The sequence below is a fragment of the Marinicella meishanensis genome (genome assembly GCF_019931145.1).
Lineage (GTDB): Bacteria > Pseudomonadota > Gammaproteobacteria > Xanthomonadales > Marinicellaceae > Marinicella > Marinicella meishanensis.
Window position 1 is genome coordinate 18,105 of the sequence record NZ_JAIOUV010000005.1, and the last position, 11,691, is coordinate 29,795.

Here is an 11,691-nt window from a genome sequence, read left to right on the forward strand (position 1 = left end):
GTTCTCAAGCAGGCGGTCTGTGGCACCGCAGAATTGGTGTTTGATCGGTGATTCTATCATCCCCTTTGATTTAATGCATCCAAGCGTTCAACACTGCCCACATCCACCCACAAGCCCTGGTGCAATTGGGCGGTGGCGCGTTGCTGACTGATGGCGGCTTGCAGATGTGGCAACAATTTGAACACCGCTTGCTCAAATGGGGGTTGCAAGAATTCGGGGTGGTACAAACCTATGCCGGCATAGGTGTGATGAGCAGGAGCGTGTTCTTTGAGGGTCAATTGAGGGACTTGGTTGGGCGCGGTATTCAACCCAAAATCGCCGGCAGGGTGGTGCACAGGGTTGTTGACCAAAACCAAATTGACCGTGTGATTCGGTGGCAATGGCTGCAGGGTTTGAAAATCAAAATCGGTGAACACATCGGCATTGACCACCACAAATGGCTCTGGTTTGGCTTGACCGGTGGTCAACAGCGGCAGGGCTTTGAGCATGCCACCTCCGGTTTCCAGGGGGCCGTCGGTTTCGATGGAAAATTGCACTTGAGCGCTGGCCATGTGCGGCTTTTTGAGTAGCTCAGAAACGAAGTCGATGATTTGTTGGTGCAGCCAACTGACATTGATCACCCAGTCCGTGATGCCCGCCTGCAGCAAGGCTTCCATGTGGTATTGAATCAGCGGTTTACCGCGGACTGCAATCAATGGTTTGGGGGTGTGATCGGTCAATGGCCTGAGGCGTTCGCCCCGTCCAGCGGCAAAGATCAGGGCTTTCATGCTTTGGTGACCAACTTCGGTTGTAAGTCAGCCATCATGTGGCCAAAGGCCTGTAAATCTGGGTGCTGGGCAGCCACCTGTAACACATATTTGAGGGTGCGGGGGATGTCGTGCAGGTAGCCGGCTTTGCCATCGCGGTAATTCAAGCGGCAAAAAATGCCGATGGCTTTGAGGTGTCGTTGCATGCCCATCAAGTCGAACCAGCGTTGGTATTGGGCAAAAGAAACCGCTGACTGGGTGGCCGGAGGCAGCCGCTGCCAATGATAATGACACCAGGCATCGATCTGCGCGGGCTCCCAACTGATGTAACAATCGCGCAACAAAGAGACCATGTCATAAGTCAATGGCCCCCAGACCGCATCTTGAAAGTCAATCACCCCGGGGGTGACCTCATCTTTTTGGGGGTTGCCCAGCACCATCAGGTTGCGGCTGTGATAATCGCGATGCACCAGCACCTGTGGTTGGGCCAAAGCATTGGCCGCCAACAGCTCGAAAGTGTGATCGAACAAATGTTGTTGATCGGGGGTCAAGCTCAAGCCGAGGTGTTCTTGGACAAACCAGTCGATGCACAACTGCATCTCTTGCCTGAGCAATGGCGCATCATACAGCGGCAACCAAGTCGGTTGGGGGATGGCTTGCAGGGCCACGAGGGTGTCCATGGCACCTTGATACAAATGATCGGCGGTGTCGTCAGTCAACACATCCAAATACAAAGTGGAACCGAGGTCACTGAGCAGCAAAAACCCTTGAGACAAGTCCTGTGCCAAAATTTGGGGGGCGGCAATTTGGTGTTGGATCAACAATTGTTGGACTGCCACAAATGGATGACAGTCCTCGTGTTCGGGTGGGGCATCCATCAAAATGTGGCTGCCCTGATCACTGGAGACCCGGTAATAGGAACGAAAACTGGCGTCTTCGGAAGCCGCCGTTACCTGAATGGCTTGGTCACCATAATGGGCTGCCAGCCATTGCTGGCGCTGCGCCTTGCGGTTCATCAGGGGAGGGAATCAGTTGGTAGGATTGGACTCGCTGGAGCGGTTTTTTTTCAACACCGTGGTGATCACGTGTTGGTGTTCAAAATAAACCACAAAATCGGCATACTCCCATCGGGTGATGGGTGGTTCACCCACCGGTGCCGATTCGGCCATGGGGTCACCATAAGCGGCCCTGACTTGATTCATGGTGGCGGATTTCTGCGGCACATCCACGCCAGATTTGGCGGCCACTCGGTCAATCAGCAACACATCGGCTTGGGCTGACAAAGAAAAAAGCATCATTATGAACAGTGACTTGATTGCAGTGCTACGCATGGCTTATGACTCAATAAAAAAGACATTTATACAACATTTTGCAGTTTATGTCACATCATCTGGATAAAATGAGACTTGAATCGCAAAAGGCTCAATTCAACCGAGTCAATGAATTTGCTGTGTCATTAAAGCACCATTCCACTATAATGCAGCGATGAAAAAATTCTGGGGTCAAATTTATCAAATTTACGTGTGGCTGCTGCTGTATCCGCTGGCTTGGTTGTTGACCATCGTGGTGGCCGTGTTGGTCAGTGTGTTCTCCATTCTGGGCGCTGCCCGCTTTGCCGGGCGCCATATCGCCCGCACTTGGGGGCGGTTGATCTTGTGGATCACCCCGGTGTGGGTCAAGCGCCATGGCATGGAACGAATACAACCGGGTCAGTCATATGTGGTGGTGGCCAACCACCAAAGCACCTATGATATTTTGTTGGTTTATGGCTATTTACCCCTGGATTTCAAATGGGTGATGAAGATTGAGCTGCGCAAAATGCCCTTTGTGGGTTTCGCCTGTGAAAAGATGGGCCACATTTATGTGGACCGCAAAAACCGCAGTGCTTCCATCAAAGCCATGCAAGCAGCCAAAGACCGTTTGGTCAATGGCACCTCGGTGTTTTTCTTCCCCGAAGGCACGCGCAGCAACGGGGCCGATTTGAAGCCATTCAAGAAAGGGGCGTTTCGCATGGCCCGGGATTTGGGTTTGCCCATCTTGCCGGTGTCCATTTCGGGGGCAGATCGGGTGATGCCCACCGGCAGCTTGAAAGTGTTGCCTGGCACCATCAACATGACCTTTCATCAACCCATCAGCAGCGACCAGGTACAGGAACTGGGGGACCAGGAACTGATCAAGATGACCGAAGCGTTGGTTGCCGCTGGCATTCATTAACCCGTTCAATCTATAATGCTGACATGAGCACGATCAAAAAAATATTCACTTTGGCGCTGGTCTTGTTGCTGTTGATTGCAGCGGTGGCCATCAGCAGCCTCAATGCCGACGCCGTGACCCTGAATTTATATTGGTACCAATTGAGTTTGCCTTTGGGTTTCATGCTGTTGTTGTTTGTGGCTATGGGCTTGTTGGTTGGCTTGGTGGTGGGCTGGTTGTTTTGGACCTGGCCAACTGCCCGCCAGAAACTGTATTGGGAACGCGAGTATTTCAAGTTAAAACAGGCCGCTGAGCAAGCCACAGAGCAGGCTGCTGCAGCCGAATCCAAGCCAGCAGCCACGGCAGCAACGACACCGGTGGTGGTCAACAACCCATGACCTCTCAGTTCCTTTGGGTTTCACTGGCTTTGTTGGCCGGCATCTTGATGGGCTTGTATTTGGCAGTGATCCTGCGTTCAGGCAAAACCCAACGCACCTTTCAACAATTGAATCACCGCTATTTCAAAGGTTTGAACTACCTGCTTAATGATGAGTCTGACAAAGCCATCGACGTCTTCATCCAGTTGGCCGAAACGTCACAAGAAACCTTTGAGCCACAATTGGCCTTGGGTAATTTGTACCGCCGCAAAGGTGAAGTGGATCGGGCCATTAAATTGCACCAAGCCCTGATTGCTCAGGCGGAACTGCCTGAACGCTATCGCACCCGCGCCTTGTTGGCCATCGGCAAAGATTACATGAGTGCGGGCTTGTTGGACCGGGCCGAAGTGCTGTTTTCTGAATTGGTTGAAATTGAAGCCCACACGCCGGAAGCCTTGCAATCGCTGGTGGAAATTTATCAGCAAGAACAAGACTGGCTGCAAGCCATCAAATCGGCCAGTCGATTCCAAAGCGCCTCCAACCGCAACATGCAAACCCCCATGGGTCATTATTATTGTGAGTTGGCCGATTTTTCGTTACAACAGGAAGATGAAGAGCAGGCGGAAAAATACCTGGCTTCGGCCTTGCGGGTGGACGAAAAGTCCGTGCGGGCACCATTGATCCAAGCCAAAATTCATCAAAACAAAGGCCAGTGGCAAGCCGCCATTGAGCAGTATTTGGCGGCCAAACAGGCCGACCCTTCATTCATTCCTTTGTTCATCAATGACATGGCCCAATGTTATTTGGAGTCGAATCAGGGTGATGAACTGGAACAGCTGTTGCTGTCCTGGATTCAATCCTACAAGGGCGTGTCGCCGGTGCTGACCCTGGCCAATTGGTATGCCCAAAAGTACGATGAGGCCAAAGCCACCGAGTTTTTGACCGAGCAATTGCATAATCGGGCGTCATTCAAAGGCTTGAATGCCTTGATTGAAATGAATAAAGCGGAACTCAGCCAATTGGGCAATGACTTTGCTTATTTCAATGTGCTCAAAGATTTGATCGATAAGTTATTGAAAAACAAGCCCAAACTGCGCTGCCGAAAATGCGGATTTGGGGCCAAATCGCTGCATTGGCAATGCCCCAGTTGTAAGAATTGGGGGGTGGTGAAGCCGATCTATGGATTGGAGTCTGAGTAATCCAAGCCTGCTCAGCGGCCTGTTGGCCGTCATCACCGGGCTGTTGCTGTGGTGGTATGCCTACCACAGTCCCAAAGCGCTGATCGATGTGTCAGAGGACCGCAGCTTGCATCGAGGCCGGGCCATCACTGGAGCCGGTTTGTATTTGTTCCTGCCATTTGCGCTGATGGGCTTGTGGCTGTATCCCTTGTTTGTGCCGTTGTCGGTGATCCTGTTGTTGTCGGTTTTGGGCTACTTGGATGACCGGTTTAAATTGTCTTTCCAGTTGCGCCTGTGGTGCCAACTGGCCGCTGCCATGTTGACCCTGTGGTCGGTGGGGGTGGATGCCCACCTGGGATGGCAGTTGTTCTTGGTACTGGGCCTGTTGTGGTGGGTCAATTTATTCAACTTCATGGATGGTGCCAATGGCATGGCCGGTTTGCACGCCCTCGTGAGTTTGGCCTGTTATGGAGTGATTTTTGGCCAAGCCTTCAGTCAGGACAGTGTGTTCACTTACTTGACCTGGGCCGGGGTGGTGTTGATGCTGATTTATTTGCTGTTCAACCTCATCCTGAAAAAACTGTTCATGGGTGATTCGGGCAGTCTGCCCTTGGCTTGGCTGCAGGCGGTATTGGCCTTGTATGCCATGGCCTATGACCTGCTGACGCCGTTGCAGGTGGCCATGTTGCATGTGGTGTTCATCGTCGATGCCACCGCCACCTTGATGGTGCGCCTCAAACGAGGAGAAAACATCACCGCAGCGCATTCGACGCACTTTTACCAACGTTTGATCAAGAGCGGCTGGGCCCATTGGCAGGTGTCGCTTGCTTATGCGGCGGTCAGCTTATTGTGTGGTTTGTTGGTGGTCATGACCCAAAGCGCCACAACCGTTGTACAATATGCGCAAAGTTTTGTGGTCTATGGCTTGGGTATGGCTGTATTTATTAAATTCTACAAACTGGGACGTTAAACTGAGGAGCATGAAAAATCGCTTGTTGCATTTGAGGTTGGCTGTGGTGGCGCATGATTTGTTCATGACCTGGCTGGCCTGGGTGTTGTGCTTTTATATTCGTTACAGCATTTGGCCTGACGCACCGTCATTGCCGTTGTGGTCCTGGGAAGTGGCCGTGGTGATCCTGCTGCAAGGCTTGATCAGTTTTGCCTTTAACATGTACCGTGGCTTGTGGCGATTTGCCAGTGTGCCTGACCTGATCAATTTGGTGAAATCAGCCACTGTGGGCACCATCACCATTGCCTTATTTTTCTTTTTTATCAATCGTTTGGAAGGCATTCCTCGCAGTGTGCTGCTGATGTACCCTGTGGTATTGGTGCTGTTGTGGGGCGGACCCAGAATCAGTTACCGGATGTGGAAAGACCAGTATTTCAATTTGGCTGACCGCAACAAGCCCCGAGTCATGATCATTGGCGCCGGCCACTTGGCCGATCTGTTCATCAGAAACGCGGCCAGCAGCCAGTCATGTCATGTGATCAGCATCATTGACGACACACAAAGTTTGAAAGGCACCCAACTGCGAGGGGTGAAAATCCAGTCGGGCATGAACGACCTGGCGCAGATGGTGCAGGATTTCGCGGTTAATTTGGTGGTGATTGCCAAGCAAAACCCCAGTGCCTCACTGGTCAAACATGTGGTGGATGAATTGGCGGCCCTGGATGTGGCCATTCGGGTGGCACCGGATCCGGATGACTACGAAAGCCAATTGATCAATGTCAATCAGCTGGAACCGATCACGGTGGAAGATTTGTTGGGCCGGGAGAAAGTGGAGTTGGATTGGCAGCCAGTGGCCGAGTTCATCAAAAACAAATCGGTGCTGGTCACCGGTGGTGGCGGTTCCATTGGTTCTGAATTGTGTCGCCAATTGGCGCGCATTGGGGTCAGCCAATTGAGCATCATCGACCATTCAGAGTTCAATCTGTACGCCATTGACAAGGCATTGAACAACGAACACACCCCCATCAAATCGCATTTGGGTGATGTCACCAACAAAGCCCATCTGTATCACATCTTTAAGTCCACCCAACCCGATGTGGTGTTCCATGCGGCCGCCTATAAGCATGTGCCGTTGTTGGAAAGCCACGCTTGCGAAGGGTTTTTGAACAATGTGGTTGGCACCCAAAATGTGGCCGATTGTTGCGCGGAATTCGGGGTCGAAAAAATGGTTTTGATTTCCACCGACAAGGCGGTCAATCCCCACAGTGTGATGGGGGCCACCAAACGCCTGGCCGAGAAATACTGCCAATACAAGAACCAGCAAAGCCAAACCGATTACCTGATTGTGCGGTTTGGTAATGTGCTGGGTTCTGCCGGCTCCGTGGTGCCTTTGTTTGAACAGCAAATCGCCGAGGGTGGACCGGTGACCGTGACCCATGAAAAAATGGAGCGCTACTTCATGACCATCGAAGAGGCGTGTCAGCTGATCTTGCAAAGTTTGGTACTGGGCAATGGCAATGAGATCATGGTTTTGGACATGGGCGAACCGGTTAAAATCAAATCTTTGGCCGAACGGATGATCGCCCTGTCAGGCAAAAGCAAAGAAGTGACGATCAAAATCACGGGCTTGCGAGAAGGGGAAAAGCTCTATGAGGAACTGCATTATGACATGGAGGATTTACAGCCCACAACCGTGAGCAAAATCAGTGCCGTGAAGAACGGCCAAACCCATACCGATCAATTAACCCAGCAAATCCTCCAAGGACAGCAGTTGGCCTTGTCTTTTCAACACGATGCCGTGAAAAAAGTGTTGCTGCAATTGGTCCCTGAATTCAAAAGCCATGAACTGAAATTGGTTGAGCAGGTAACACCTGCGGCCGACCACAACCCACGCAATTAGAAGCAACAATGATATGAAGAAAATCACCAAAGCCGTTTTCCCTGTGGGTGGTTTGGGCACCCGTTTTTTGCCCGCCACCAAGTCCATACCGAAAGAACTCTTGCCCATCATAGACAAGCCATTGATTCAATATGCGGTGGAAGAAGCCATTGAGGCCGGTATCGAGACGCTGATTTTTATCACCAGCGCCGCCAAACATGCGATCAGTGACCATTTTGATCCGATGCCAGACTTGCGGGCCAAATTCATGGCCCAAGACAAACAGCACCTGGTCGACAAGCTGGACACTTTGCCCATCACCATCCAACGCGTGTTCATTCCTCAGGGTCAGCCGCTGGGTCTGGGACATGCGGTGTTGCAGGCCGCACCGATGATTGAACAGGGTGAAATGTTTGCCGTGATCCTGGCCGATGACTTCATCCAAGCCCCCAGCAATCCCCTGCAAAAACTGATTGAGGCCGCCAGTCACACGGGCCGAGCCACCCTCAGTGTGGAAGCGGTGGCGGATGACCGGATCTCCAGTTATGGGGTCATTGCGCCCGGCTCATGGGACCAAGGCATCACCCAGGTCAATGACATCATCGAAAAGCCAGCAGCGGCGTCGGCCCCTTCAGAATTTGGCGTGATAGGTCGATATGTGTTGCCGCAATCGGTGTTCGGCCAATTGAAAGCCACTGGCATGGACCACAACCAAGAGATACAACTGACCGATGCCTTGCATGAATTGATTGCGGACGGGGGCTTGCAAGCGGTGCAGTTACAAGGTCAACGCTTCGATTGTGGCAGTCAGGAAGGCTTTGTGATGGCCAATTTACATGTGGCCATACAAAATCCTAAGCTGCAACAACAAATCAAAACTTATTTGTCCAGTTGGGAGTGATCGAAGGCCTCAGGCAGCAATTGGGCTAAGCTCCTGCTCAGAAAAGTGCCTTCAGGTCCTTCTAAATAAACCACTGTGGTGGCGTCCCCATGCTCAAACAAAATCTGTCGGCAAGCGCCGCAAGGTGGACAGGTTTCTCCGGCTTTGCCCACCACCAAGATTTGTTTGATGGTTTTGCCACCATTGATGATCATCTGCGCCACCGCCGCTTGTTCAGCACAACAACCGATGGGGTAGGCGGCATTTTCGATGTTGCAGCCACAATGGATTTGTCCGTGCTCATCACAAATGGCTGCCCCCACTTGAAACTTGGAATAGGGGGCGTGGGCCTTGTTTTGGGCTTGTTTGGCGTGTGGGTACAGTTCTTCGGGTTTCATCATGTGTGGCCCCGTCAGTCTTGCGGCAGGTAATAAATTTCGGGTAAGTGGCGCAGTTTTTCTTCCAAGTCCATGCCAAAGCCAAAAATATAGTGATCGGGGATGTCCAATGCCACATAATCCGGTTTGTAGTCGGCATAGGTGCGGTCATGTTGTTTGTGGATCAGCACCACTGAAGTGGCCGACAGCGCCCCTTTTTCCAAACACCAAGCATGGGCGGCTGCCAAGGTGTGGCCTTCATCATAAATGTCGTCACAGAGCACCACATGGCGGTTGTTCAAGTTGATTTCGGGTTGGTATTTCCACACCAACTGACCGCCGGTTTGACTTTTGCCGTATCTGGACAGCTGTAAATAGTCCATTTCCATGTTGATGTTCAGGCGGGTGGATAAGGCCGAAGCAAAAATCATGCCGCCATTCATGATGGTCAAAAAAGCCACGTCTTTGCCGGCAAACTCGGCATTCATGCGTTGGGCCAATGCCAGGATGGCTTGATCAATGGTGGCTCGGTCAATCAAGACTTGACTGTTGGCCGGTAAAATTTGTTCATACATGTTGTTTGTGGTTTCTCATGGGGTTGAAAATTGGTAGAATGACATGGCTTTGCTGGGCCATGATCGACCCGACCGACCCAACCGCGTTCTGGCAGGGGCGTGGGGCGGGACATTGACTTGGAGTCATGGCATCCAAATACACACTTTTTTGGCTGTGTTTCAGCTATGGTTCCTCATTTTTAGGAGAGATTGATGATCAACAAAACCGCCTTCACATTGATTTTGCTGGTGTTTAATTTTATGGCCATCGCCGACAGTATGCAAGGCAAGCCAGCCCCATCATTTAATTTGCAAGACCAATCCGGTCAGGTCCATCAATTGGCTGATTATCAAGGCAAATGGTTGGTGGTGTATTTTTACCCCAAGAACGACACCACGGGCTGTACCATAGAGGCCAAGGCGTTCCGAGACAATTACCAAACCATCAGACACTTGGATGCCGAGGTGCTGGGTGTGTCGCTGGATGATGCCGAGTCACATCGGGCATTCATCGCCAAGTACGACTTGCCATTCAACTTGTTGGTGGACGCCAACAAACAAATGTCCCGCGATTATGGTGTGGATGGTGGTCTGGCCGTGTTCAGCTATGCCAAACGCCAAACCTTCATCATTGATCCCAGCGGACAGGTTGCGGTACATTTTGAACAAGTGGACCCCAACACCCACGCTGAGGAAGTCATTGCGGCTTTACAGAAATTACAACAAAACAATGAGCACGCGCCTGCCGTCCATGTGACCGAGGTGATTGACGGCGATGCCGTGTATGGTCAATCCTGGCCCACCGCAGACGTCCCCAGCCAGGGCATTGCTGCCGCGTTACAGCAGGCCGATGTTTTTCTGGAAGGTCAGCATGTGATCACCGGACGGGTGACCCAAGTGTGTCAAAAGAAAGGTTGCTGGATGATTTTGGCCGAGGGCGATGCCTTTGCCCGGGTCGACTTCAATGACCACGCTTTCCTGATCCCCAAAGACACCCTAGGGGAAGCCGCGGTCTATGGCCGTTTGGTCAAAAAACAACTGAGTGAAGAGCAACGGGCGCACTATGCCGAAGAAGGGGCCGGTGAATTACCCGCTGACAGCTACGAGTTGGTGGCCGATGCGGTGCGAATCTTTGGTTCCTAAGACGGCTTAATGGGGGTTGGTGTGGACATCGGCGTATTAGGCATTCTGCTGTCACTGGGCTTGTTGATGTACCTGGCCTATCGCGGCATCAGTGTCATCATTTTGGCCCCGGTGCTGGCCATGCTGGCGGTGCTGATCGCCGGCGAAGGGCAGCAGATGCTGGGCATTTATACCCAGGTTTTCATGCAAAAAATGGGCTCTTTTGCGGTCAAATACTTCCCCATCTTTTTGCTGGGAGCCATTTTCGGTAAACTGATGGAGGATTCCGGTTCGGCCAAAGTCATTGCCCGGTCCATCATCCAATCCATTGGCATCAAACACGCCTGCCTGGCCATTGTCTTGGCCTGTGGTCTGTTGACCTACGGTGGGGTCTCCGCTTTTGTGGTGGCCTTTGCCGTCTATCCGCTGGCGGCGGCTTTGTTCAAAGAAGCCAACTTGCCCAAACGCCTGATTCCGGCCACCATTGCCTTGGGGGCTTTCACTTTCACCATGACCTGTCTGCCAGGCACGTCGCAGATTCATAACATCATCCCGGTCAGTTATTTTGGCACCGACATGTATGCCGCGCCAGTGATTGGATTGTTGGCTGGGATGGCGATGATGCTGGGTGGTTTGGCCTGGATCAATTGGCGCCTGAAAAACACCGATTCGGAAGGTTATGGTGATGGACACAGCAATGAACCCGTGGCCTTCACTGACAGCCGCTTGCCCCATTTGATGGTGGCGTTGTTGCCCATCGTGGTGGTGGTCACGGCCAATTACGTGTTGCAAAAAATCATGATCCCAACTTGGGACACCAGTTATTTGGCCAGCGATAAATTTGGCAACATCGAAGTCGGCAAACTGAAATCCATCTGGTCCATGATCATGGCATTGATGCTGGCCATCTTAACGGTCCTGGCTTGCAATTGGCAGAAAATTAAAGACATCAACCGTTCATTGACGCAAGGGGCCATGGGTTCCATGCTGCCAACCTTCAACACCGCTTCTGAAGTGGGCTATGGAGGCACCATTGCCTCATTGGGGGCGTTTTTGTTGGTTAAAGAGGCCGTGATCAACATCTCCCCTGAGAATCCGTTGATTTCTGAGGTGGTGGCGGTCAACGTGCTGGCCGGTATCACCGGTTCGGCGTCTGGAGGCTTGACCATTGCCTTGGAGGCCTTGGGCAACACCTATGCCGATTTGGCGCAACAATTCAGCATCAACCCTGAGTGGATGCACCGTTTGGCCTCAATGGCTTCAGGTGGTTTTGATTCCTTACCTCACAATGGTGCGGTGATCACCTTGCTGACCATATGTGGCTTGTCTCACCGACAATCATACAAAGACATCTTCATGGTGTCCTTGGTGATACCAGTCACCATCACAGCCATCACGGTGGCTGTGCTCAGTTTTTTGATTTAGTCGCTCATACC

Annotated in this window: 13 protein-coding genes; 8 read left to right on the plus strand and 5 right to left on the minus strand. The window is 51.9% G+C overall.

Annotation, left to right across the window (positions count from 1 at the left end):
* Window positions 1-56: 56 nt before the first annotated feature.
* Genes K7G70_RS09530 through K7G70_RS09540 form a run of 3 tightly spaced genes read right to left on the minus strand, consistent with a single transcriptional unit; the run spans window position 57 to window position 2,044 of the window.
* On the minus strand, window positions 57-767 hold the full coding sequence (locus K7G70_RS09530; protein ID WP_223788406.1) for a nucleotidyltransferase family protein: 711 nt from the start codon (window positions 765-767) through the stop codon (window positions 57-59).
* Window positions 764-1,762 carry an aminoglycoside phosphotransferase family protein gene (locus K7G70_RS09535; RefSeq protein WP_223788407.1) on the minus strand — a complete coding sequence of 333 codons (999 nt, stop codon included), beginning with the start codon at window positions 1,760-1,762 and terminating at the stop codon, window positions 764-766. The genes K7G70_RS09530 and K7G70_RS09535 overlap by 4 nt, the downstream gene beginning before the upstream one ends.
* A 12-nt stretch (window positions 1,763-1,774) precedes the next feature.
* Window positions 1,775-2,044, minus strand: coding sequence for a hypothetical protein (locus K7G70_RS09540; protein WP_223788408.1), 270 nt, complete (start codon window positions 2,042-2,044; stop codon window positions 1,775-1,777).
* A gap of 187 nt (window positions 2,045-2,231) precedes the next feature.
* On the opposite strand from K7G70_RS09540, the gene K7G70_RS09545 reads away from it, so the two are divergent.
* Genes K7G70_RS09545 through K7G70_RS09570 form a run of 6 tightly spaced genes read left to right on the plus strand, consistent with a single transcriptional unit; the run spans window position 2,232 to window position 8,223 of the window.
* Window positions 2,232-2,960: a lysophospholipid acyltransferase family protein gene (locus K7G70_RS09545; protein ID WP_223788409.1), complete on the plus strand. Its 729-nt coding sequence runs from the start codon at window positions 2,232-2,234 to the stop codon at window positions 2,958-2,960.
* Window positions 2,961-2,983: 23 nt separating this feature from the next.
* Complete coding sequence (locus K7G70_RS09550) at window positions 2,984-3,337, plus strand: LapA family protein (RefSeq protein ID WP_223788410.1); 354 nt, start codon at window positions 2,984-2,986, stop codon at window positions 3,335-3,337.
* Window positions 3,334-4,515 (plus strand): lipopolysaccharide assembly protein LapB, encoded by a 1,182-nt coding sequence (gene lapB, locus K7G70_RS09555; protein WP_223788411.1) that lies wholly within the window; start codon window positions 3,334-3,336, stop codon window positions 4,513-4,515. Before K7G70_RS09550 ends, lapB begins: the two co-directional genes overlap by 4 nt.
* Window positions 4,496-5,464 (plus strand): MraY family glycosyltransferase, encoded by a 969-nt coding sequence (locus tag K7G70_RS09560; protein WP_223788412.1) that lies wholly within the window; start codon window positions 4,496-4,498, stop codon window positions 5,462-5,464. The genes lapB and K7G70_RS09560 overlap by 20 nt, the downstream gene beginning before the upstream one ends.
* A 10-nt stretch (window positions 5,465-5,474) precedes the next feature.
* Window positions 5,475-7,343 (plus strand): polysaccharide biosynthesis protein, encoded by a 1,869-nt coding sequence (locus K7G70_RS09565; RefSeq protein ID WP_223788413.1) that lies wholly within the window; start codon window positions 5,475-5,477, stop codon window positions 7,341-7,343.
* 13 nt (window positions 7,344-7,356) lie between these two features.
* Window positions 7,357-8,223 carry a UTP--glucose-1-phosphate uridylyltransferase gene (locus tag K7G70_RS09570; RefSeq protein ID WP_223788414.1) on the plus strand — a complete coding sequence of 289 codons (867 nt, stop codon included), beginning with the start codon at window positions 7,357-7,359 and terminating at the stop codon, window positions 8,221-8,223.
* Here K7G70_RS09570 and K7G70_RS09575 read toward each other — a convergent pair.
* Both K7G70_RS09575 and K7G70_RS09580 read right to left on the minus strand, forming a co-directional pair.
* Complete coding sequence (locus K7G70_RS09575; protein ID WP_223788415.1) at window positions 8,202-8,603, minus strand: cytidine deaminase; 402 nt, start codon at window positions 8,601-8,603, stop codon at window positions 8,202-8,204. The genes K7G70_RS09570 and K7G70_RS09575 overlap by 22 nt on opposite strands.
* Before the next feature lie 11 nt (window positions 8,604-8,614).
* Window positions 8,615-9,154, minus strand: a complete 540-nt coding sequence (locus K7G70_RS09580) for a hypoxanthine-guanine phosphoribosyltransferase (RefSeq protein WP_223788416.1) — start codon at window positions 9,152-9,154, stop codon at window positions 8,615-8,617.
* A 192-nt stretch (window positions 9,155-9,346) separates the two neighbouring features.
* On the opposite strand from K7G70_RS09580, the gene K7G70_RS09585 reads away from it, so the two are divergent.
* Entirely contained in the window at window positions 9,347-10,276 is a 930-nt protein-coding gene (locus tag K7G70_RS09585) for a DUF4920 domain-containing protein (RefSeq protein ID WP_223788417.1), read from the plus strand.
* A gap of 21 nt (window positions 10,277-10,297) precedes the next feature.
* Entirely contained in the window at window positions 10,298-11,680 is a 1,383-nt protein-coding gene (locus K7G70_RS09590; RefSeq protein WP_348525074.1) for a GntP family permease, read from the plus strand.
* Window positions 11,681-11,691: the final 11 nt, after the last annotated feature.

What these genes read in the sequence shown, in the direction of transcription:
- K7G70_RS09530 (WP_223788406.1), bottom strand. Translation starts at nt 767, where the DNA reads ATGAAAGCCCTGATCTTTGCCGCTGGACGGGGCGAACGCCTCAGGCCA.
- K7G70_RS09535 (WP_223788407.1), bottom strand. Translation starts at nt 1,762, where the DNA reads ATGAACCGCAAGGCGCAGCGCCAGCAATGGCTGGCAGCCCATTATGGT.
- K7G70_RS09540 (WP_223788408.1), bottom strand. Translation starts at nt 2,044, where the DNA reads ATGATGCTTTTTTCTTTGTCAGCCCAAGCCGATGTGTTGCTGATTGAC.
- K7G70_RS09545 (WP_223788409.1), top strand. Translation starts at nt 2,232, where the DNA reads ATGAAAAAATTCTGGGGTCAAATTTATCAAATTTACGTGTGGCTGCTG.
- K7G70_RS09550 (WP_223788410.1), top strand. Translation starts at nt 2,984, where the DNA reads ATGAGCACGATCAAAAAAATATTCACTTTGGCGCTGGTCTTGTTGCTG.
- lapB (WP_223788411.1), top strand. Translation starts at nt 3,334, where the DNA reads ATGACCTCTCAGTTCCTTTGGGTTTCACTGGCTTTGTTGGCCGGCATC.
- K7G70_RS09560 (WP_223788412.1), top strand. Translation starts at nt 4,496, where the DNA reads ATGGATTGGAGTCTGAGTAATCCAAGCCTGCTCAGCGGCCTGTTGGCC.
- K7G70_RS09565 (WP_223788413.1), top strand. Translation starts at nt 5,475, where the DNA reads ATGAAAAATCGCTTGTTGCATTTGAGGTTGGCTGTGGTGGCGCATGAT.
- K7G70_RS09570 (WP_223788414.1), top strand. Translation starts at nt 7,357, where the DNA reads ATGAAGAAAATCACCAAAGCCGTTTTCCCTGTGGGTGGTTTGGGCACC.
- K7G70_RS09575 (WP_223788415.1), bottom strand. Translation starts at nt 8,603, where the DNA reads ATGATGAAACCCGAAGAACTGTACCCACACGCCAAACAAGCCCAAAAC.
- K7G70_RS09580 (WP_223788416.1), bottom strand. Translation starts at nt 9,154, where the DNA reads ATGTATGAACAAATTTTACCGGCCAACAGTCAAGTCTTGATTGACCGA.
- K7G70_RS09585 (WP_223788417.1), top strand. Translation starts at nt 9,347, where the DNA reads ATGATCAACAAAACCGCCTTCACATTGATTTTGCTGGTGTTTAATTTT.